This window comes from Anabaena sp. WA102 (assembly GCF_001277295.1).
Taxonomy (GTDB): Bacteria; Cyanobacteriota; Cyanobacteriia; order Cyanobacteriales; family Nostocaceae; genus Dolichospermum; species Dolichospermum heterosporum.
Genome location: NZ_CP011456.1, coordinates 2,749,167 through 2,769,692 on the forward strand (window position 1 = coordinate 2,749,167; position 20,526 = coordinate 2,769,692).

Below are 20,526 nucleotides of genomic sequence, written 5' to 3' on the forward strand. Positions count from 1 at the left end.
AGACGCAAGAGCCGAATATTTTTTTAATTGGAAGTCTCTTACTTTCAGGGTGGTGAACATGGCGATCATTATAGGTTATTATTCCCATATCCACTACTCAGTATTTATCTTATCAGCCTCTCCAGTTCTCAATTAGGAAAATTTTTAGCTCTCATCCGCTAAAATATCTAGTTTAGATAGATTTTACTACGTTATTAATAAGTTATCCTAACTAGGTAGGTGAACAGAAAAAACTGAAATTATGTAATGAACCTTCACTCTCTCAGGGAGCCAAGCCGCTGAGTGGCTAGTATATTGTGGATTAACAGCCACCAAAAGGCTTTCAACCTTATTCCTGCAATCAATCAAATTAATCCCTAACTAGCTTTGAAATCCTGGTTTTTTAACCCTACCCAACCCCCAGTAAACCGAGAAACTGCGACTCTAACTATTGGAAAACTCCAAATTCGCGTAGCTACGCCTGATGATCTAATAAGTATTGCCCAAATTGTGGCTGAAAGCTTCCACTCCCAAGAGGGTTTGTGGAGTTGGGCTTTCCCTTTGTTTCGTATAGGTATTTATGAGGATCTAAGGCATCGGATCAATTCTCCCACACCCCATCATATTTGTTTAGTTGCTGTTGATACTGCCACTGAAAATCAGAAAATTATGGGAACTATAGAAATGAGTGTTAGGGGTAATTATCCTTGGATTGGTGTAAATCCGGGTTTCCCTTATATATCTAATTTAGCTGTTGATCCGGGTTGCCGTAGACTGGGTGTAGGCTCTAGTTTATTGATTCGCTGTGAGCAAATTTCCCAGGAATGGGGATTTCAAGATTTATATCTCCACGTTTTAGAACATAATCATCATGCCCGTCAGCTTTATTTTAAGTTGGCATATCGCGTACATAAGGTTGAATCTCCCTGGGATGCGCTTTTCCTTAATCGCTCACGTGAGATATTACTGCATAAACGTATATAGGAGAAGTCGGAGAGAAGGAAGGCAGAAGAAAGTCACATTTTGGATTTCATGAAAGTGCCTAAGTAGGGTTTGCTGATAGCGTAGGGTGGCGTTAGCCATATAAACCTACAACCCAGACACATGAAGAGTTTCATCTGTATAAAAGGTAAATGAGGTGCAAGAAAAATATCTCATAGCATCAAAAATCGCTCAATTTTCCAGACTTGATATTACTTATAACTTCTTCTAAATCCTCCTGATAGCGCAGCGTGGCGTTAGCCATACTCCCGAATGGGCGCAGTCCCTGCGCCCCTACCTCCTGATAGCGTAGCGTGGCGTTAGCCATACTCCTGAATGGGCGCAAGCCATGCGCCCCTACCTCCTGATAGCGTAGCGTGGCGTTAGCCATACTTCTAGCCCTCACAGACAACTTTTTCAAACACCCTCTAAGTAACGGAAAGTAAAGTTAAGGAAATGTAGGTTGGGTTGAGCGACAGCAAGACCCAACCAAATCCTTGATAATGTTGGGTTATGGCTGATGCCTCCGGCGATAGCGAAGCGCTGCTGCAAGCAGTTCGCAGGGATACGCCTCCCGTCAGGGATACGTTCCACAACCCAACCTACCGGATAATGACTTTTTAGGCTTAACCGAGGAGTATTGACTCTGGATTGATTGAAATCCAGCATTAATCCCATAGAATAGGATAATTAAAATAACTAAAAGTGCGTGTTTATTTCTGAAATAAATGATACTGTTCAAGTAATATCAGAGAACAGTAAGTAGGTTGGCGTTGAAAATTGTCGTTATGGCAAGGCAAAAGGCAAGAGGCAAGAGGCAAGAGTGAAGAAGGTTTAGGCGATTTTACATTTCTTTACACAGTTTGGTTTTATTGTGTTCACCTACTTATATCAAACTATCACATTCAAAACAGTGTTATTAACCAAATTATCATGCCAGATGGAAATGGGCAATTTAATGGCTCTAATCTCCTCACACTAATTCATGGTGGCAAGGTTTTTATGGTTAATAGTCGGAGAAGGAATGGGTTAATACTTTTTAAAGAATATCATGCGGAGTTTGCCGGACCTGGAGCAGCGATTGGTGGAGATCATGATAGTGATTGCCAAGGGATTTTACCCATAGGCAATCTTTCTTTGTTGACTCCTGAATCCCATGAACATCGTCAGAAAGCTTATTTGCTTAGGCGACAATGGATACGTTTAATTAAACAAATTACTGAGAGTCCAATTGCTAAAGAACGAGTACAAAAGATTCTTGATCAGTTTGAGGTATTTTTCCCGTCTGAAATAGTGGCTTGTATCCCAGATGAGGCTTTTGCGATGTTAGTAGGTGTGTTAACACAAACTGTAACGATTGTTCGTCGCGTAGGCATTGATACCAAAAATAAATGAGTGGTAATTAGTTGCTACTTTTACAATAATGCTTGTATTCGCTCCAGGGTGCGGGTGTTTTCTGCGGGTGTACCGATAGTGATTCTTAAGCCATTGGGTAAAAGTCTAATCAGAGTCCCTTGATTTCTCAGTTTTTGGTTGAGATTTGTTAAAACGGTGGTTGATAATTGAGAGTCATCGGTTTTAATCCGCAAGTAAATAAAGTTGGTGCTGCTGGGTGTAATTTCCAGGGTTGGGTGTGCAGATAAGGCTGTGATCATTTTCGTTCTTTCGCTGAGGGTTTGGGGGATTGACTCTAGCAAAAGTTGCCGATTTTCTAATGCCATGAGGGCGGCGGCGATGGAAAAACTGGGAAGATTGTAGGGAAGACGAACTTTTTCTAAAATTGCGATCGCCTCTGGATGAGCGATACAATAGCCTACACGCATGGCAGCCAGACGAAAGGCTTTAGAAAAGGTGCGTAATATTACCCAGTTAGGACGCTGTAATAATTCTCCAGCTAAGGTGGTTTGACTAAATTCAAAGTATGCTTCGTCAATAACTACTAAAATTTCTTCTGGTAAACTTTTTAACCATTCTAGTTCCGCTGCTGTTAAAGAATTAGCGGTAGGGGAATTGGGGTGAACAACAAAAACGACGCGAATGGGCGGATTTTGTGTTTGGGAAATTGCCGATTTTGCGGCTGTTAAATCAGTTTCAAAGTTGCTGTGATTTCTGCCTACTGTAACTACAGGAATGCCTAAAGTCTGAGCTAAAATTCCATACATGGAAAAGGTAGGATTGGCGACTAGTATAGAACCTTCTCCCCCTAAACAGGTAGCAATTAATAGGGATCTAATTAATTCATCTGAACCATTACCGACGGAAATATTCGCAGCGGTGAAAGTTGAATTTTCTAGATTTGCTGATTCATTGACATATTGGGAAATGGCATTTTTTAGAGTTTCGTGTCCACCATCAGGATAACGATTAGTTTCAATAATTTGTTGATAAGTCCAGGCTAATTTTTCTTTGATTTCCGGTGGTAAATCTAAAGGACTTTCATTAGTATCTAATCTGTCAAATTGGATAGCGACTGGTTCAGCACTATCACTACCAGGATGAGCTTTATAAGCGTTAAGTTGGGATAAATCGGAACGAATAAATTTAAGCATTTGTCATTGATTGATAATTGGTGATTATATATCTTGTTCCCAGTCTCTGACTGGGAATACTATCACAGAGGCTCTGCCTCTACTGTTATGGAGAATGAAGGCAGAGCCTTCTATAATTCATTCCCATACAGAGTATGGGAATGAGAAAACGAGAAAATGAAGGCAGAGCTTTCTAGACTTCATTCCCATACAGAGTATGGGAATGAGAAATTTTTTTAACATTCAGATTTACTAATATTGCATTAATTACAGAATCAATCACAGTAGCAACACAAGGAATAGCGATCGCATTACCAGTTAATTTTCGCATAGTTTGGTAACTGCCCACTATTTTATAAGATTCTGGAAAACCTTGCAACCTCAACATTTCTCTTTCGGTTAATCTTCTTTCGCCATTGACTAATAAATAATTATAAGATGCTCCTGCTCTTAATGCACAGGAATAAGGATGTATACTAATATTACCAGATTTATTTTCATGCCATATTGTTGGTTGCTCATATTTTTGCTCAGTTTTGACTTTTTGTAACCGATTTTGGCGAATTTTTTCGGAAGCATAATAAAATTCAGAAACAGATTTTTCTAATATTTCTGACAAGGGCTGCATGGGCATTTTGATTAATGGCCAATTAAAGTTATGATAATGATTTTGATTTTTTAAGCCGACGATTAAAATTCTTTCTCGTTTTTGTGGTAAACCGAAATTAAGAGCATTGAGAATTTTATAATCTGTATAATAGCCTAATTCTTGTAAGGTATTAATAATTATTTTTAATGTTTGCCCCTGTTGATGTCCTTGTAATTGTTTGACATTTTCTAATATAAAGGCTGACGGTTGTTTATTTTTAATAATTCTGGCAATATCAAAAAATAATGTTCCTCTGGTATCTTCAAATCCTTTTAGTTCTCCACAAATGCTAAAGGGTTGACAAGGAAAACCACCTAATAATATATCATGGTCAGGAATATCATTTTCGTCAATTTTGGTAATATCTCCTATGGGTGTTTCTCCAAAGTTTTCTGAATAGATTTTTTGGGCATTTATATCAATATCACTGGAAAAAACACATTGAGAATCAATTTTATAATTATGACAAATCTTTTCAATTGCTAATCTAAATCCACCTGTACCACTAAATAAGTCTATAAATTTGATCATTTGTTATCATCATTTATTCAAAGAAAATAATATCACGCCTTTATAGCGGTTATCAACCTTGATGCAATATAATTATTTAAGTTATATAATTAGGAGGTAAATATATCTTGCCAACTTCCGAACAAAGTATTAGATGTGTTATTCTCTGTCAAACCTTGACAAATACATTTACACCTATTTTCATCGTCCGTTTAGATGAGCGCACAGGTAATCTGTTTATCTTGGCAGGAGATAACATAGAAATAGAAATATATCCTAATGGTTTATGGAGGTTTTTGTGATTATACCTAACTTTATTAGCATGACTAAAACTGAATTAAGAGCTTATATAATTGCTCACCCCAATGATAAAGCAGCATTTCATACATTTATTGATCGTTTTGCTTCAGAAACTCCCAGCGAGATTTTTGATATACCAAAATCAAATCATGAGTTGCAGCAAGTGGAGAACTTAATTAAAGAAAAATTGGCTGAAACTAAATACCAATAGTTTTCACTTTGATGAAATATACGCAAACTAAATCTATCACAATTGTCAGGGTTTAGCACTGCTAAACCCCTACCAAATACAATTATCTCATAGTGACAAATTCCTCTGCTGCGGAGGGATGAATACCTACAGTGGCATCAAAATCAGCTTTGGTTGCACCCATTTTTACTGCAATAGCGACACCTTGAATAATTTCTGCGGCACTATCTCCTACCATGTGAGCGCCTAGAATTTTATCAGTGCTAGTATCTACTATTAGCTTCATCATGGTTTTTTCTTGCTTACCTGCCAAAGTGTAGTACATGGGGCGGAAGCTGGTACGATAAATTTTGATGTTATCATCACCGAATTTGTCTCTAGCTTGGGCTTCTGTTAACCCGACTGTTGCAGCTTCTGGGGTGGTGAATACGGCCGTAGCAACGGTTTCGTGACTAAATTCGCGGCGGTTGTTGCCAAATTCAGTATCAGCAAAGGCACGTCCTTCACCAATGGCGACGGGGGTTAAATTTAGGCGGTCTGTGACATCACCAACAGCATAAATATGGGGTTGGCAAGTTTGACTATATTCATTGACGGCTATAGCATTTGAGGTGCTGTATCCTGGTTCTTCTTCAGAACTGGGAACACAATCAAGTTGGGCATTTTCTAAGCCTAATCCTTCAATATTAGGACTGCGACCGGTTGCTATTAAAAATACATCAGCAATGATTGGTTCTTGATTGTCTCCAGATAAAGTTAATTTCAGTCCTGCGTCCACTTTTTCTATGGCTGTCACCTCAGTATTTGCAACAATGCGAATGCCATGATTACTCATTCCCTCTTGGATACTGGTGCAAATATCCTGATCAAAACCATTCAAAATTTGCTCTTTGCGGATAATCTGGGTGACTTCTGAACCCAAACCGCGCATGATACAGGCAAATTCACTACCGATATAACCAGAACCAATAATAGCGATATGTTTGGGTTGAGTTTTCAGGTGGAAGATTTCATTGGAAGTAATGGCGTGTTCTATACCTGGAATCTCTGGTTTAACGGGACGACCACCGACAGCAATTAAAATTTTCGCGGCTGTATATTGTTTTCCATTGACTTCAACTGTGTGGGGGTCTATGAAGGTAGCACGACCGGAAATTAATTCTACTCCGGCTTTTTCTAAAAAGCTGATGTGAAGTGCTGATAGTCTGTTAACTTCTTTATCTATGGATGTGATGAAATGTTCCCAGTCAAATTTTACATCTCCTACTGTCCAACCATAACCGGCGGCTTCTTGGAATTGGGCGGGGAAGTGAGAACCATAAACCATGAGTTTTTTGGGGACACAACCACGAATTACGCAAGTACCACCAACTAAATCATATTCGGCGATCGCCACTTTTGCACCATAACTAGCCGCCCGTTTAGAAGCCGCCAAACCCCCAGAACCAGCACCAATCACAAACAAGTCGTAATCAAAAGTCATAAATTTCTACTTTTTTAACTAAAAATAGGCTGTTGAACTATATATAGTCAGATTGCCTAGATTTAATCTAGCGTAGCTGACAACTAAAAATATAAAACCAGATCCCCGACTTCTAGGATTGATTCATCACTTATTGACATTATCAAAGAAGAAGTCGGGGATCTGAGAATTGACTAATAACTAATCCAATCACTCCAACTACCAGCGTAAAGTTTAGCGGTGGGAATTCCAGCTATGGCTAAAGAAAGTAAATTTACACAAGCTGTGACACCAGAACCACAATAAACTAAAATTTCTTTATTTGTATCTATATTTTGCCACCGTTGAGATTGTTCTAACTGGGGAATTACGCACCCAGAAGCGTCCGTTACTTCTTGCCAAGGATAATTAACAGCACCGGGAATATGTCCAGCAATTTTATCAATTGGTTCTTTTTCTCCTCGATAACGTTCTCCTTCCCTAGAGTCTATTAAAACCACACTTTGACTATCTTGGTGATTTTTGACATAAGTAAAATCTACAACTTTATCCGCTTGTAATTGGGGAATAAATGTTCCTCTTTCCGCAGTAGGAATAACATCTGTAATGGCATAACCCGCTTTTTGCCAGCGGTCAAAGCCGCCATCTAAAACAGCTACTTGTTCATGTCCTAAATACCGCAATAACCACCATAAACGAGAGGCAAAAGCCAAGCGAGAATCATCATAAGCCACTACTAAAGTTTTTTGGGAATTTACCCCAATTGCTGATAACTTTTCAGCTAATTCTGTGATATTTGGTAAAGGATGTCTGCCCCCATGTTCTTGCACAGGACTAGATAAATCTTGATTTAAGTCTAAATAATAAGAGCCTGGGATATGATTAGTTTGATACTGTTGTTTTCCTAATTGGCTATCAGCTAAAGAAAACCGACAATCAACAATCACAACTTGAGAATTATTGAGATTTTCAAACAGCCATTCTGGAGAAACAATAAATTGATTATTCATGGGTAATTGGTAATTGGTAATTGGTGAAAACTATTCTTCTTTCTTCTTTCTTCTTTCTCCTGACTGGGCGCAGGCCCTGCGCCCCTACCTCCTGACTCCTAAAATCCTAAAATGTTTACACCCCAACAAACGCAAGATGGTTCTTTTACCTTTTTTTCCACAGAGTTTAATGAAGCCTTTCATAGTCACTATGGAGCAAAACAGGAAAGTTTGCTGAAATTTGCGATTCCGACTCGATTACCAATATTAGCCGAAACAGGATTTGTGCGGCTGTTAGATATTTGTTATGGTCTAGGATACAACACAGCGGCAGCTTTACAGACAATTTGGCAAGTAAATCCTCGTTGCCATGTGGAATTGATTGGGTTAGAACTAAATCCCATTGTCCCCCAAGCGGCAATTAACCATCAGTTATTTAATGGTTGGGACGACAAATATATAAAAATTTTAACTCAAATAGCGTTTGAACATCAAATCCACATAGATTATTTGCAAGCTACTTTACTAATTGGTGATGCTAGAAACTTAATCCTCCAAGTACATGAATCAGGCTTTCAAGCAGATGCAATTTTTCTTGACCCCTTTTCACCTCCGCAATGTCCACAATTATGGACTCTGGAATTTATACAAAAAGTATCCGAATGCTTGCAGGAGAATGGGTTACTAGCTACTTATTCCTGTGCTGCGGCGGTACGGACTGCGCTGTTAGCTGCGGGTTTGGTTGTCAGTTCTACTCCACCGATAGGAAGACGGACTCCGGGGACTATTGCGGGACATCCTCAACATGAAGAGGAATCAACTATATCCTATTTGCCGCCTCTTTCCCAAACTGAAGCCGAACATTTATTAACTCGTGCTGCTATTCCTTATCGAGATCCTAATTTGAGTGATACTGCGGCAATGATACTCAACCGACGACAAGAAGAAATTCAAGTCTCTACATTGGAATCAAGTTCACAGTGGCGCAAAAGGTGGTTAAGATCGTCAACACCGCAGGAGATTTTGCCTGAACAGTCAACAGTTAGCAATGATTAACTGATATGATCTGGCGTGGAAGGAAGCAAATTAAAAAAGCATTTATCGCAAATTCACTGATATTTAATTATGGTTGTTGTAGCAATTCTCGCCGCTGGAAAAGGAACAAGAATGAAATCTAATCTACCCAAGGTTTTACATTGCTTGGGTGGAAGATCTTTAGTTGAACGCGTTATTGAAAGTGCTGAACCTCTTTCACCTGCCCGTAAGTTAGTGATTGTTGGTTATCAGTCCACAGAAGTAAAAACAGCTATGGATTCTATTTATGGTGTGGAATTTGTAGAACAGGCTGTACAATTAGGCACAGGTCATGCTATCCAACAATTACTTCCCCATTTAGAGGGTTATACTGGGGATTTATTGATTTTAAATGGTGATGTGCCTTTGTTACGGACAGAAACTTTAAAAAACCTCTTACAAACTCACCAAGAAAATCAAAATTCCTGTACTATTCTGACTGCACAACTAGCAAATCCTCAAGGTTATGGTAGGGTTTTTCGGAATAGTGAGGGTATTGTCCAAAAAATAGTTGAGGATAAAGATTGTACTCCTAACCAAAGAGAAAATGATCGGGTAAATGCTGGTATTTACTGTTTTCATTGGCCTGATTTGGCTAAGATCTTACCAGATTTGCAAGCTAATAATTCTCAAAAAGAATATTACCTAACTGATGCTGTTACTCAAGTTGGTAAGGTAATGGCTGTAGATGTGAAAGATAATCAAGAAATTTTGGGAATTAATGATAGATTGCAATTAGCAACTGCTAATGATATTTTACAAAAACGGATTAAGGAAAAATGGTTGTTAGCAGGTGTGACGTTAATTGATCCGGCAAGTATTACTATTGATGAAACGGTGGAATTACAGCCGGATGTGATTCTTGAACCGCAAACTCATTTGCGAGGAAGAACGGTAATTCAAGCTGGTAGTCGCATTGGTCCGGGAAGTTTAATTGAGAATAGTGAGTTGGGTGAAAATGTCACGGTTCTCTATTCTGTAATTACAGATAGTGTGATTCAATCTCAAACTCGAATTGGACCTTACGCACATTTACGTGGTCACGCTGAGGTGGGTGTAGGTTGCAGAATTGGTAATTTTGTGGAGTTGAAAAATGCCCAATTAGGCGATCGCACTAATGTAGCACACTTATCGTATTTAGGCGATACCACAACAGGAACTCAGGTCAATGTCGGTGCGGGGACAATCACTGCTAATTATGACGGTGTGAAGAAACATAGAACAACTATAGGCGATCGCAGCAAAATCGGTTCTAATACTGTGTTAGTTGCACCTATTACTGTCGGTAATGATGTCTACATAGCCGCAGGTTCAACGGTGACAGAAGATGTCCCAGATGATTCTTTGGTAATTGCTAGAAGTCGTCAGGTAGTCAAACCAGATTGGAAAATGAAAACTGACAGTTAATATTTTCTAGGGTGCGTTTACCAACGCACCTCTTCACAAAGAGGTTTGATTAAATTTGTAAAGTATGGAATTAAACTCTTGCATTTGCACCTTTGCGCGAAACAAAATTTATGGACAATAGCCAAAAATACCATCTCATGGTAAGCTACTAAATCTTAGAGTTAGGAAACTTCGGTTCAATTCCGGGACTGTGCCGCAACTGTAAAGCAATTTAGAGATGATTGGAGTTTAACTAAAAATCCAAAATCCCAAGTTGAGTAAGTCAGAATGCTAACTCTCAAGTGTTCACTTCCGTTCTGTCTCTGCGTCACACAGAGAAGGAGTCATGATTTTGCAAATTCCATTTACCGCTTGTCCAGGATTATTTTACAACACAGCCGCCCAGGATGGTCTTCTTTATCGGTTGAGAATACCAGGGGGAATCATCAATTATAACCAATTTCAGGCGATCGCAGATATTGCTGATAATTATGGCAGTGGTTATATTGATATTACTAACCGCGCCAATATTCAAATTAGAGAAATTAAAAACAGCATAAATGTTGAGGTTCTGAAAAAATTACAAGCATTAGGTTTAGCCTCTACCAATGCCAAAATAGATCATATCCGCAACATCATGACCAATCCCACAGCGGGTATTGATGGTGAAGAATTACTAGATACTCGTCCCTTAGTGAAAGCCTGGGAAAAATATATTACCGCACATTCTCAACTTTCCGAATTATCGGCAAAATTTAGCGTTTGCTTTGATGGTGGAGGCAAAGTTGCTGTAAAATATCAACCCAATGATATTATATTGGCAGCAGAAATAATTAACCGTAATGTATATTTGCGGTTATATCTCAGTTATGGAGAAAAAGGACAACCAGCACAGGATACAGGAATCTTATTCAAACCAGAAGAGACAACAACAGCTTTAGCAGCCTTAGCGCAAACTTACCTCAAACACATAGATACTAGAAACCGCCGTAAACTACGCTTACGAGAAATAATCAATAAGATCACAGTCAAAGAATATCTTCATCAAATCCAAGAAAACCTCAACTCAGATATATTGAACTTTACAAAAACTCCTCTCTGCGCCTCCGCGCCTCTGCGAGAAAAAACTCATATTGGTATTTATCCCCAACGCCAAACCGGATTATATTATATCGGCATAGTCTTACCCCTGGGAAGATTAGAAACTTCGCAAATTAGGGGTTTAGCTAATATTGCCAAAAGGTATGGCGATGATAATATCAGGTTAACACCTTGGCAAAACTTACTATTAACCGATATTCCCCAAAATCAAATTAGCGAAGTTGATCAACAAATTGCCAATTTAGGTTTAAACTCATCACCAACCAACATCAAAAGTTTCCTAGTAGCTTGTTCCGGTAAAAAGGGTTGTGCTGCTGCGGCCACAGAAACTAAAGATGATGCCATAAACTTGGCAAAATACCTAGAAAATCTGATGATTCTAGACTCACCTGTGAATATTCACTTTAGTGGTTGCAGTAAATCTTGCGCTCAACACACTCAAGCTGATATTACCTTACTTGGTATTATTACAGAAACCGCAAAAGCAACTTTTCCCGCTTATCAAGTGTATGTTCTTGGTCATTTACTTTATGAATATGTGACTATAGCGAAAATTCCGATTTTGATTCAAGAAATGCTGGCAGTGTATCAAAAACAACGTCTAAGTTTACACGAAACTTTTGGACAATTTATTGATCGTCATAGCCATCAATTAAATCAACTATTTAGCCAAACAACGCCCAATTTAACCTTTACAACCTGAAAATATCATGTTTGATTACATCCGTGATGGTAGCGAAATATATCGTAATTCCTTTGAAATTATTCGGTCAGAGTCCAATCTCGAAAGATTCCCTGAAGATGTAGCAAAAGTTGCTGTTCGCATGATTCATGCCTGTGGAATGACGGATATTGTCAAAGACTTAGAATATTCATCTACAGCGGTAGCATCCGGGAAAAAAGCCCTAATTGCCGGCGCACCGATTTTGTGTGATTCTTACATGGTAGCCGAAGGTGTTACCAAAAAAAGATTACCCAAAAATAATAAAGTTCTTTGCACCCTCAATGATCCAGAAGTACCACAACTAGCCAAAAGATTAAGAAATACAAGGTCAGCAGCAGCTTTAGAATTCTGGCGTTTCCACATAGAAGGGGCAATTGTGGTGATTGGGAATGCACCTACAGCCCTATTTAGGTTATTAGAAATGCTAGACGAGGGAGTTCCTCGACCGGCGTTAATCTTGGGCTTTCCTGTTGGTTTCGTGGGTGCAGCCGAATCAAAAGCCGCATTAGCCGCAGATAGCCGCAACGTACCATTTTTAACTTTACATGGAAGACGGGGCGGAAGTGCGATCGCTGCTGCTGCTGTTAACGCCTTAGCTAGTGAGGAAGAATAATGACTAACCCTGGAGGTCGTCTTTATGGAATTGGTGTGGGACCTGGAGACCCTGAACTCATCACCTTAAAAGCCTTGCGTCTCCTCCGTTCTGCCCCAGTTATTGCTTATCAATCAGCAACAAATAAAGAAAGTATCGCCAGAAAAATTGTCTCTCCATACTTGGATCATAGTCAGATTGAGGTAGCCTTTCATCTTCCTCGCGCCTTAGAACCAGAAAAGGCTAAATCTATCTATGACCAAGAAACTCAACCCATTGCTGACCATTTAGCAGCAGGTCGGGATGTGGTAGTTATCTGTGAAGGAGATCCGTTTTTCTACGGCTCTTTCATGTATCTTTTTACCAGATTGGCTGATAAGTATAAAACAGAAGTCGTCCCCGGAGTTTCCTCTCTCATGGCTTGTCCCGTGGCTTTAGGTTTACCATTTACCTATTACAATGATGTCCTCACGGTTTTACCTGCACCATTACCCAGAGAAGCCTTAATTAGCCAACTCCTAGCCACTGACGCGGCGGCTATTATGAAACTTGGTCGCCATTTTCTCAAAGTCAGGGATATTCTCCATGAATTAGGACTAGCTTCACGGGCTAGATACATTGAACGCGCTACAACTACACAACAGCGCATATTACCTCTTGACGAAGTTGACCCTCTTGATGTACCTTATTTCTCGATGATTATTATCCCTACTAAAAATAAGTTGTAGTTGTCAAGGAGTCAGAAGCAAATTGTAAAACCTGTAGGGGCGCAGGGACTGCGCCCTCAATCGTATTGCATCCTCAAGATAACTAAACTTTAACAAGAGTGTGTATATTTTCTGGCATATTTTTTGCTTTGTCCTGACTTTTATCAGAAAAATGCTTATCTATTAAAGCGGGAACTTGGACAGCTTGAATTTTACTATAACGAGTTTTATCGGGCATAACTAAATTAGGACCAGATTTACAGTTTTTCATACAGCCAGTACCTTTAATCGTGACTGAATTTTCTAACCCGCTGTTTATTAACTCCGACTCCAAAGCTTGACACAAAGCTTTACCACCACGCTTCATACAATCAGATTTTTGACAAACTAAAATTGTTTGTGTTTTAGCAGGTTTCGTCTTAATTTGATTCTGTGCTGCAACTATTCCCATATCGGAACTTGCAGCCATAACTCTTTCTGCTACGAGAGTTACCTGATCTTTTTTCGGATTATATTGTTTTGTCCCCACAACTTGCAGCCAGGTCCCTTTAGCTAACCGCAAATCAAAAGCACTCCGTAAATGCTTGGCTAATTTTATATAAAATTCACCCTCAGAAGTCCCTAATAACAATCCTCTCAGCTTATATCCATCCTTAATCACAAAATCTAGAAATCTGCCTTCAAAACAAAATTCTGTGACTGCTGAATTAGTAGATATATTCATTTTTCAACCTATTTTTCTCACTAAAATTTTTGGTAACGACAACGCCAACAATTTTCAAGATTCCCAATCAAGTCTTGACGAGAAGCAGTGAATTGTTGAATTACACTCCAAAGCTGAATAGCTGCGGCAGGGTTATTTATTTCTACGGTTAAGGGCTGATTAGTCTGACAAACACAAATTATATCTAATTCTTGTAAGCGTTGATAAACCTGCCAACGGTCTGCCCAATTTATATCAATAACGTGCTTTCTATCTGTGTCTGAACTGAAAGATTTCAAGCGAGTAGCCCTCAAAATGCCATAAAGTTGCAGTAAAACTAAAAACTCATCGTCTAAATTTGTGATTTAGTCGGAGTTTAGCCTCTTTTATTAGGATACACTAACTGCAAAATATTGTCATTAATTTTGAGAAAAAATCTCATTTTTTCTTTGTTGAGAGATATGCACACTTTGAGATTGAAGTCAAGATAAATACCAAATATATATCTTTAAGCACAGATATATGAAAAAAAATTGATACTTACGATTACTAATAATGCCAAAGTTTTTTAGATTTAGTAGCCTTGATTTTATTTTGAAAATGCTAATATGTGAGGAGTAAGCAGTTAAAAATCATAACTGTAAAAAAAAGAGGAGAACCATGTCTGATACGCAAACTATATTACACAACTTTGGTCAGGTTTATGACAATCCCGTCTTACTAGATCACAGTGTCACTGCGCCAGTTGTCGAAGGATTTAATGTCGTATTAGCTAGTTTTCAGGCATTATATTTACAATACCAAAAACATCATTTTGTGGTTGAAGGTGCAGAATTCAATTCACTGCATGAATTCTTTAACGCCAGCTACAAAGAAGTACAAGATCACATCCACGAAATTGGCGAGCGCTTGAATGGTTTAGGTGGAATTCCAGCAGCAAGTTTCAGCAAATTAGCTGAATTATGCTGTTTTGAACCAGAAGCAGATGGCGTATTTTCTGCTCGAAAGATGGTAGAAAATAACCTAGTTGCCGAACAAGCATTAATTGGAGTAATTCGCCGCCAAGCCGCACAGGCTGAGAGTTTAGGCGATAGAGGCACACGCTATTTGTACGAAAAAATTCTCTTAAAAACTGAAGAAAGAGCTTATCACTTAGCTCACTTCCTAGCGAAAGATAGTTTAACCTTGGGTTTTGTGCAAAGGGCTGAAAATTAAACTTTTCATAATCTCGATTTAACTAAATCAAGACTGAATAAATTTTTAGTAATTGAGAATTTCACAAACTTAATCATTTTGGCAGAAAGAATAATTTACACTTTCTGCCATTTTTTATGTTAGCCATTTGAAACGATTTATTTTTATTGCCTATTTTATATATCTAAAAATAAATTATCGAACGCAGATGAACGGAGATAAACGCAGATAAAGAAAGATAAATTAATTATCTGTGCAGCTTTATTGTTATAATCCATAACGAATAAATAAACAATTAAATTCTCTCCGTGCCTCTGCGCCTCTGCGTGAGAAAAAAAACGTAAAAACCATTCCCAAAAATCCCCCATTCCCATAAATTCTTCTCCTTAACGCAACCGCTACCCGGAAAAGTTGATAATCATGACATAAAGACCCTTAAAATAGTCAAGATTTGTATTTTTGTCATCTAAGGTAAAAACTATGCCCCGTCGTCAAGACCTCAAAAAAATTCTCCTGTTAGGTTCAGGACCAATTGTGATTGGTCAAGCCTGTGAATTTGACTACTCTGGAACTCAAGCCTGTAAAGCCTTGCGAGAAGAAGGCTATGAAGTCGTGCTGGTAAACTCCAACCCAGCGACAATCATGACCGACCCGGAAACCGCCGACCGCACCTATATTGAACCGTTGACACCGGAAATAGTGGAAAAAGTCATTGCCAAAGAACGCCCAGATGCTTTATTGCCAACAATGGGAGGACAAACCGCCCTCAACTTGGCTGTAGCATTGGCAAAAAATGGCGTTTTGGAGAAATACAACGTCGAGTTAATTGGTGCAAAATTACCCGCAATTGAAAAAGCCGAAGACAGGAAACTGTTTAATGAGGCTATGGCTAAAATTGGGGTTGCAGTATGTCCCAGTGGTACAGCTTCCACTTTAGACGAATCAAAAGCGATCGCTCTGCAAATTGGCACATATCCTTTAATTATCCGTCCAGCCTTTACAATGGGGGGGACTGGTGGCGGTATCGCCTACAATCAAGAAGAATTTGAAGAAATGGCACAAGTAGGAATTGATGCTAGTCCCGTTTCCCAAATTCTCATTGACCAATCTTTATTGGGTTGGAAAGAGTATGAATTGGAAGTAATGCGGGATTTAGCCGATAACGTCGTCATTATCTGTTCTATTGAAAATCTCGACCCTATGGGGATTCATACAGGGGATTCTATCACCGTCGCCCCCGCCCAAACCCTGACCGATAAAGAATATCAACGGTTACGGGATATGGCCATTAAAATTATCCGGGAAATTGGTGTAGAAACCGGCGGTTCTAATATTCAGTTTGCGGTAAATCCCGTGAATGGTGACGTAGTGGTAATTGAAATGAACCCCCGCGTCTCCCGCAGTTCGGCTTTATCTTCCAAAGCGACAGGGTTTCCCATTGCCAAAATCGCGGCGAAGTTAGCTGTGGGTTATACTTTGAATGAACTACAAAACGATATCACCAAAAAAACCCCCGCTTCCTTTGAACCGACAATTGATTATGTGGTTACGAAAATTCCCCGGTTTGCGTTTGAAAAATTCCCTGGTTCAGAAGCGATTTTAACTACCCAAATGAAGTCTGTAGGGGAAGCAATGGCTATTGGCCGGACATTTAACGAATCCTTTCAAAAAGCTTTGCGTTCTTTAGAAACCGGACGCGCTGGTTGGGGTTGTGATAAGGCGGAAAAATTGCCCAGTGGTGAACAAATTCGCGCCCAATTGCGGACTCCTAACCCAGAACGCATCTTTTCTGTGCGTCATGCTATGCAGCTAGGAATGAGTAATGAGGAAATCTACGAACTAACAGCAATTGACCCTTGGTTTTTAGATAAATTACAAGAAATTTTAGAAATAGAAAAATTTCTCAAACGCACTCCTCTAAAACAGTTGACAAAAGCGCAAATGTATGATGTCAAAAGAAATGGTTTTAGCGATCGCCAAATAGCTTATGCTACAAAAACCAAAGAAGATGAAGTTCGCACATATCGCAAACAGCTAGAAGTCATCCCAGTTTACAAAACCGTTGATACCTGTGCTGCTGAATTTGAAGCCCTGACTCCATATTACTATTCTACCTACGAAGAAGAAACGGAAGTATTACCAACAGATAAACCCAAGGTGATGATTTTGGGTGGTGGTCCAAACCGCATTGGTCAAGGAATTGAGTTTGATTATTGTTGTTGTCATGCTGCATATTCTCTACATGATGCCGGGTATGAAACAATTATGGTCAATTCTAACCCAGAAACAGTTTCTACAGATTACGATACCAGCGATCGCCTGTATTTTGAACCCTTAACTAAAGAAGACGTTCTCAACATCATCGAAGCCGAAAACCCCGTGGGGATAATTGTCCAATTCGGTGGACAAACACCATTAAAATTAGCCGTTCCCCTGCAAGAGTATTTACAAAACTCCAATAGTATCACCAAGATTTGGGGAACATCTCCCGATTCTATAGATATGGCGGAAAACAGGGAACGGTTTGAAAAGATTCTGCAAGAATTAAATATCGCCCAACCACCTAATGGTATGGCGAGAAGCTATGAAGATGCTTTAATTGTTGCCAAGCGCATTGGCTATCCTGTAGTAGTCCGTCCTAGTTATGTATTGGGGGGAAGGGCGATGGAAATCGTTTATTCCGATACTGAATTAGAACGTTACATGACCTTTGCTGTGCAAGTAGAACCAGATCACCCGATTTTAATTGATAAGTTCTTAGAAAACGCCATTGAAGTGGATGTAGATGCGATCGCCGATCATACTGGTAATGTCGTCATTGGTGGCATCATGGAACACATCGAACAAGCGGGGATTCACTCCGGTGACTCAGCTTGTTCCTTACCTTCCATTTCCCTCTCTCCCGCAGTCCTCAACCAAATCCGTTTATGGACAGTTCAACTAGCACAAGCTCTATCTGTAGTTGGGTTGATGAATATTCAATTTGCCGTAGTCGGTGCAAATGGCTATTCTCCCCAAGTGTATATTTTAGAAGCTAACCCCAGAGCATCACGGACTGTTCCCTTTGTATCTAAAGCTACAGGGGTACAATTAGCGAAACTTGCATCCTTAATTATGTCGGGGAAAACCTTAGAGGAAGTGAAATTTACCAAAGAAGTCATTCCCTCTCATATTGCTGTTAAAGAAGCGGTTTTACCATTTAGTAAGTTCCCTGGTACAGATACCATTTTGGGTCCAGAAATGCGCTCAACTGGCGAAGTAATGGGTATTGACAGCGATTTCGGTCGCGCCTTTGCCAAAGCAGAATTAGGCGCAGGGGAAAAATTACCGCTTCAAGGAACTGTATTTGTTTCCATGAGTGACAGAGACAAACCTCTCGCAGCAGATGTCATTAAGGAGTTTATTAAGTTAGGCTTTACAATCATGGCTACCCAAGGGACACGCCAAGTCTTGCAAGAACAAGGGTTAGAGGTAAAATCAGTTCTCAAACTCCATGAAGGTCGTCCTCATGTCCTGGATGCCATTAAAAATGGCAACATTCAACTGATCATCAACACACCTTCTGGAGAAGAAGCTCATGCCGATTCTAAGTTAATTCGTCGCACCGCATTAGGCTACAAAATCCCCATTATTACCACTATTGCAGGTGCTAGAGCCACAGCCGCAGCTATCCGTTCTCTGCAAAATACAACTTTGGATGTCAAGGTGATCCAAGAATACTGTCCAAGGAGTTAATTGTCTAAACTATGATTTTTGTGATTTTGATGATTTTTATGATTATTTGGCTAGTTTTTCGCATAAATCTATGATTTTTACGACAGATATATCATCTTAATTAAAAGAATCACAAGAATCATAGTTCAGACCTTTGATGATTTTTATGATGAATCCTGCGGATTTATCGGGAAAATCCCTCATATTAATCAAAATAATCAGAAAAATCATAGTTCAGACGTTTTCCTCATCTTCATCAAAATAATCCTAAAAATCATAGTCCGACATTATTAAGCAATTGTTACAAAAAAATCATTATCGTTATCATTGAGATATTTTAACAAATATGAGGAAGCTATTTTTCCGCTAGAGGATTAGCCGTTATTTAAGGAAATGTATGCCGTTCAGTAATTTCAGAGTCTGAGGTCATCTCACATTACTGCCGAAGTGCGGGTTTCCCTATAGTCAAATTATTCTCATAAATGTTACAATTATTAATATTCCCGAAAACACAAAAAATGTTTGACTTGCTACTGTGTATCTAACTATAGATACTTGTGGAAACAAGGAGACAGATGTAACGTTTGGCAGTGAAGTACCTAATTTACCCAAATATGGGCAACCTGAGTTTATCGGGTGCGACAAATCTCAAAACATTATTTCGTTAACGACCCTATCAGCAAACCCACCATTACCCAAGAGTAGCGCCATGAAGACCGCTCAATCAGCCACCGACCTCGTGCGGACTTACCTGCGTGAGATTGGCCGTGTGCCACTCCTCACCCACGAAGAAGAGATTTTTTATGGTAAACAGGTGCAACGATCTACTGCCTTGCATGAGATCCGGGAAGGTCTGGCTACCCAGTTAGGTCATGAACCAACTGTAGAAGAATGGGCAGCAGCCTCTGGTATAGAAGTATCAGAATTAAATCAAGCGATCGCTGTTGGTGAAATAGCCAAACGGAAAATGGTAGAAGCCAATCTCCGTTTAGTCGTGTCCGTTGCCAAAAAGTACATTAAACGTAATGTTGACTTACTTGATCTGATTCAAGAAGGCAGTATCGGAATGCAACGGGGTGTAGAAAAATTTGACCCTACCAAAGGGTACAGATTTTCTACCTATGCCTATTGGTGGATACGTCAAGCCATTACTCGGGCGATCGCCGAAAAAGCCCGGACTATTCGCTTGCCCATTCATATTACGGAAAAACTCAACAAAATTAAAAAAGCCCAGCGGCAACTATCCCAAGGTCTAGGACGTGCGCCCACAGTAGCGGAATTATCCCAAGAACTAGATTTAACACCCAAACAGGTGCGAGAGTACCTAGAAAAAGCCCGTCTACCATTATCTCTAGATTTACGTCTGGGAGATAACTATGACACTGAACTGGGAGAAATGCTAGAAGACACAGGGGCAACACCGGAAGATTTTGTCATGCAAACTTCCCTATCCTATGACTTAGAAAGAATGATGTCAGAACTCACACCCCAGCAAAAGGAAGTCATTAGTCTCCGCTTTGGTTTAGTAGATGGGCAATCCTTAACTTTGGCTAAAATTGGTGAAATCCTGAATATTAGCCGGGAACGAGTCCGCCAAATTGAACGTGAAGCCCTCAACAAACTTCGCAAATCTAAAGCAACTATGAATGAGTATCTTGCCAGTTAGTCAGTTGTTATCAGTTAATGGTCAGTTATTTTTTGCTTTGTGGGTGGAGTTTCCCCACCCATACTCACTCAATATGT

Annotated in this window: 19 protein-coding genes; 12 read left to right on the forward strand and 7 right to left on the reverse strand. The window is 39.5% G+C overall.

The window, feature by feature from the left end:
• Positions 1 to 366: 366 nt before the first annotated feature.
• Positions 367 to 963 (forward strand): GNAT family N-acetyltransferase, encoded by a 597-nt coding sequence (locus AA650_RS11855; protein WP_053539176.1) that lies wholly within the window; start codon positions 367 to 369, stop codon positions 961 to 963.
• A gap of 178 nt (positions 964 to 1,141) precedes the next feature.
• Here AA650_RS11855 and AA650_RS11860 read toward each other — a convergent pair whose 3' ends face one another.
• On the reverse strand, positions 1,142 to 1,351 hold the full coding sequence (locus tag AA650_RS11860) for a hypothetical protein (protein WP_053539177.1): 210 nt from the start codon (positions 1,349 to 1,351) through the stop codon (positions 1,142 to 1,144).
• 497 nt (positions 1,352 to 1,848) lie between these two features.
• Between AA650_RS11860 and AA650_RS11865 the strand changes: the two genes are divergently transcribed.
• On the forward strand, positions 1,849 to 2,355 hold the full coding sequence (locus tag AA650_RS11865) for a hypothetical protein (protein ID WP_053541268.1): 507 nt from the start codon (positions 1,849 to 1,851) through the stop codon (positions 2,353 to 2,355).
• 20 nt (positions 2,356 to 2,375) lie between these two features.
• Here AA650_RS11865 and AA650_RS11870 read toward each other — a convergent pair whose 3' ends face one another.
• Both AA650_RS11870 and dcm read right to left on the reverse strand, forming a co-directional pair.
• Complete coding sequence (locus AA650_RS11870) at positions 2,376 to 3,509, reverse strand: histidinol-phosphate transaminase (protein ID WP_053539178.1); 1,134 nt, start codon at positions 3,507 to 3,509, stop codon at positions 2,376 to 2,378.
• Between the two features lie 172 nt (positions 3,510 to 3,681).
• On the reverse strand, positions 3,682 to 4,668 hold the full coding sequence (dcm, locus tag AA650_RS11875; RefSeq protein WP_053539179.1) for a DNA (cytosine-5-)-methyltransferase: 987 nt from the start codon (positions 4,666 to 4,668) through the stop codon (positions 3,682 to 3,684).
• Between the two features lie 107 nt (positions 4,669 to 4,775).
• On the opposite strand from dcm, the gene AA650_RS27885 reads away from it, so the two are divergent.
• Both AA650_RS27885 and AA650_RS11880 read left to right on the forward strand, forming a co-directional pair.
• Entirely contained in the window at positions 4,776 to 4,949 is a 174-nt protein-coding gene (locus AA650_RS27885) for a DUF6888 family protein (protein WP_168465800.1), read from the forward strand.
• The gene (locus AA650_RS11880) at positions 4,934 to 5,158 is read left to right on the forward strand and encodes a DUF6887 family protein (protein WP_411762927.1); all 225 of its coding nucleotides are present in this window, start codon (positions 4,934 to 4,936) and stop codon (positions 5,156 to 5,158) included. The genes AA650_RS27885 and AA650_RS11880 overlap by 16 nt, the downstream gene beginning before the upstream one ends.
• A gap of 82 nt (positions 5,159 to 5,240) precedes the next feature.
• On the opposite strand, the gene gor is transcribed toward AA650_RS11880, so the two are convergent.
• Both gor and AA650_RS11890 read right to left on the reverse strand, forming a co-directional pair.
• Positions 5,241 to 6,620, reverse strand: coding sequence for a glutathione-disulfide reductase (gene gor, locus AA650_RS11885; RefSeq protein ID WP_053539180.1), 1,380 nt, complete (start codon positions 6,618 to 6,620; stop codon positions 5,241 to 5,243).
• A 173-nt stretch (positions 6,621 to 6,793) separates the two neighbouring features.
• Positions 6,794 to 7,609, reverse strand: a complete 816-nt coding sequence (locus AA650_RS11890; protein WP_053539181.1) for a sulfurtransferase — start codon at positions 7,607 to 7,609, stop codon at positions 6,794 to 6,796.
• Positions 7,610 to 7,720: 111 nt separating this feature from the next.
• Here AA650_RS11890 and AA650_RS11895 point away from each other — a divergent pair, with 111 nt between their 5' ends.
• From AA650_RS11895 to AA650_RS11915, 5 genes are all read left to right on the forward strand, one after another.
• Positions 7,721 to 8,644 (forward strand): tRNA (5-methylaminomethyl-2-thiouridine)(34)-methyltransferase MnmD, encoded by a 924-nt coding sequence (locus tag AA650_RS11895; protein WP_053539182.1) that lies wholly within the window; start codon positions 7,721 to 7,723, stop codon positions 8,642 to 8,644.
• A 69-nt stretch (positions 8,645 to 8,713) separates the two neighbouring features.
• Positions 8,714 to 10,069 carry a bifunctional UDP-N-acetylglucosamine diphosphorylase/glucosamine-1-phosphate N-acetyltransferase GlmU gene (glmU, locus tag AA650_RS11900; RefSeq protein ID WP_053539183.1) on the forward strand — a complete coding sequence of 452 codons (1,356 nt, stop codon included), beginning with the start codon at positions 8,714 to 8,716 and terminating at the stop codon, positions 10,067 to 10,069.
• Positions 10,070 to 10,394: 325 nt separating this feature from the next.
• Positions 10,395 to 11,852, forward strand: coding sequence for a precorrin-3B synthase (gene cobG, locus AA650_RS11905; RefSeq protein ID WP_053539184.1), 1,458 nt, complete (start codon positions 10,395 to 10,397; stop codon positions 11,850 to 11,852).
• 7 nt (positions 11,853 to 11,859) lie between these two features.
• A complete protein-coding gene (locus tag AA650_RS11910; protein WP_039202415.1) occupies positions 11,860 to 12,486 on the forward strand; it encodes a precorrin-8X methylmutase in 627 nt (208 codons plus the stop codon).
• Positions 12,486 to 13,193: a precorrin-2 C(20)-methyltransferase gene (locus AA650_RS11915; RefSeq protein ID WP_053539185.1), complete on the forward strand. Its 708-nt coding sequence runs from the start codon at positions 12,486 to 12,488 to the stop codon at positions 13,191 to 13,193. Before AA650_RS11910 ends, AA650_RS11915 begins: the two co-directional genes overlap by 1 nt.
• A gap of 82 nt (positions 13,194 to 13,275) precedes the next feature.
• Here AA650_RS11915 and AA650_RS11920 read toward each other — a convergent pair whose 3' ends face one another.
• Entirely contained in the window at positions 13,276 to 13,896 is a 621-nt protein-coding gene (locus AA650_RS11920; protein WP_053539186.1) for a (2Fe-2S) ferredoxin domain-containing protein, read from the reverse strand.
• Between the two features lie 20 nt (positions 13,897 to 13,916).
• On the reverse strand, positions 13,917 to 14,174 hold the full coding sequence (locus AA650_RS11925) for an Asr1405/Asl0597 family protein (RefSeq protein ID WP_053539187.1): 258 nt from the start codon (positions 14,172 to 14,174) through the stop codon (positions 13,917 to 13,919).
• 361 nt (positions 14,175 to 14,535) lie between these two features.
• On the opposite strand from AA650_RS11925, the gene AA650_RS11930 reads away from it, so the two are divergent.
• The 3 genes from AA650_RS11930 (at position 14,536) to AA650_RS11945 (ending at position 20,449) form a co-directional block, all read left to right on the forward strand.
• Positions 14,536 to 15,090: a Dps family protein gene (locus AA650_RS11930; protein WP_053539188.1), complete on the forward strand. Its 555-nt coding sequence runs from the start codon at positions 14,536 to 14,538 to the stop codon at positions 15,088 to 15,090.
• Between the two features lie 459 nt (positions 15,091 to 15,549).
• Positions 15,550 to 18,804, forward strand: coding sequence for a carbamoyl-phosphate synthase large subunit (gene carB, locus AA650_RS11940; protein ID WP_053539190.1), 3,255 nt, complete (start codon positions 15,550 to 15,552; stop codon positions 18,802 to 18,804).
• Between the two features lie 688 nt (positions 18,805 to 19,492).
• Positions 19,493 to 20,449, forward strand: coding sequence for an RNA polymerase sigma factor, RpoD/SigA family (locus tag AA650_RS11945; RefSeq protein WP_053539191.1), 957 nt, complete (start codon positions 19,493 to 19,495; stop codon positions 20,447 to 20,449).
• The last annotated feature ends 77 nt before the right edge of the window (positions 20,450 to 20,526 follow it).

Excerpts from the sequence above, each read along its gene's own strand:
- glmU (WP_053539183.1), top strand. The coding sequence starts at position 8,714 with ATGGTTGTTGTAGCAATTCTCGCCGCTGGAAAAGGAACAAGAATGAAA.
- AA650_RS11945 (WP_053539191.1), top strand. The coding sequence starts at position 19,493 with ATGAAGACCGCTCAATCAGCCACCGACCTCGTGCGGACTTACCTGCGT.
- AA650_RS11870 (WP_053539178.1), bottom strand. The coding sequence starts at position 3,509 with ATGCTTAAATTTATTCGTTCCGATTTATCCCAACTTAACGCTTATAAA.
- gor (WP_053539180.1), bottom strand. The coding sequence starts at position 6,620 with ATGACTTTTGATTACGACTTGTTTGTGATTGGTGCTGGTTCTGGGGGT.
- AA650_RS11880 (WP_411762927.1), top strand. The coding sequence starts at position 4,934 with ATGGAGGTTTTTGTGATTATACCTAACTTTATTAGCATGACTAAAACT.
- AA650_RS11930 (WP_053539188.1), top strand. The coding sequence starts at position 14,536 with ATGTCTGATACGCAAACTATATTACACAACTTTGGTCAGGTTTATGAC.
- dcm (WP_053539179.1), bottom strand. The coding sequence starts at position 4,668 with ATGATCAAATTTATAGACTTATTTAGTGGTACAGGTGGATTTAGATTA.
- AA650_RS11895 (WP_053539182.1), top strand. The coding sequence starts at position 7,721 with ATGTTTACACCCCAACAAACGCAAGATGGTTCTTTTACCTTTTTTTCC.
- AA650_RS11860 (WP_053539177.1), bottom strand. The coding sequence starts at position 1,351 with ATGGCTAACGCCACGCTACGCTATCAGGAGGTAGGGGCGCATGGCTTG.
- AA650_RS11910 (WP_039202415.1), top strand. The coding sequence starts at position 11,860 with ATGTTTGATTACATCCGTGATGGTAGCGAAATATATCGTAATTCCTTT.
- AA650_RS11920 (WP_053539186.1), bottom strand. The coding sequence starts at position 13,896 with ATGAATATATCTACTAATTCAGCAGTCACAGAATTTTGTTTTGAAGGC.
- AA650_RS11890 (WP_053539181.1), bottom strand. The coding sequence starts at position 7,609 with ATGAATAATCAATTTATTGTTTCTCCAGAATGGCTGTTTGAAAATCTC.
- carB (WP_053539190.1), top strand. The coding sequence starts at position 15,550 with ATGCCCCGTCGTCAAGACCTCAAAAAAATTCTCCTGTTAGGTTCAGGA.
- AA650_RS11915 (WP_053539185.1), top strand. The coding sequence starts at position 12,486 with ATGACTAACCCTGGAGGTCGTCTTTATGGAATTGGTGTGGGACCTGGA.
- cobG (WP_053539184.1), top strand. The coding sequence starts at position 10,395 with ATGATTTTGCAAATTCCATTTACCGCTTGTCCAGGATTATTTTACAAC.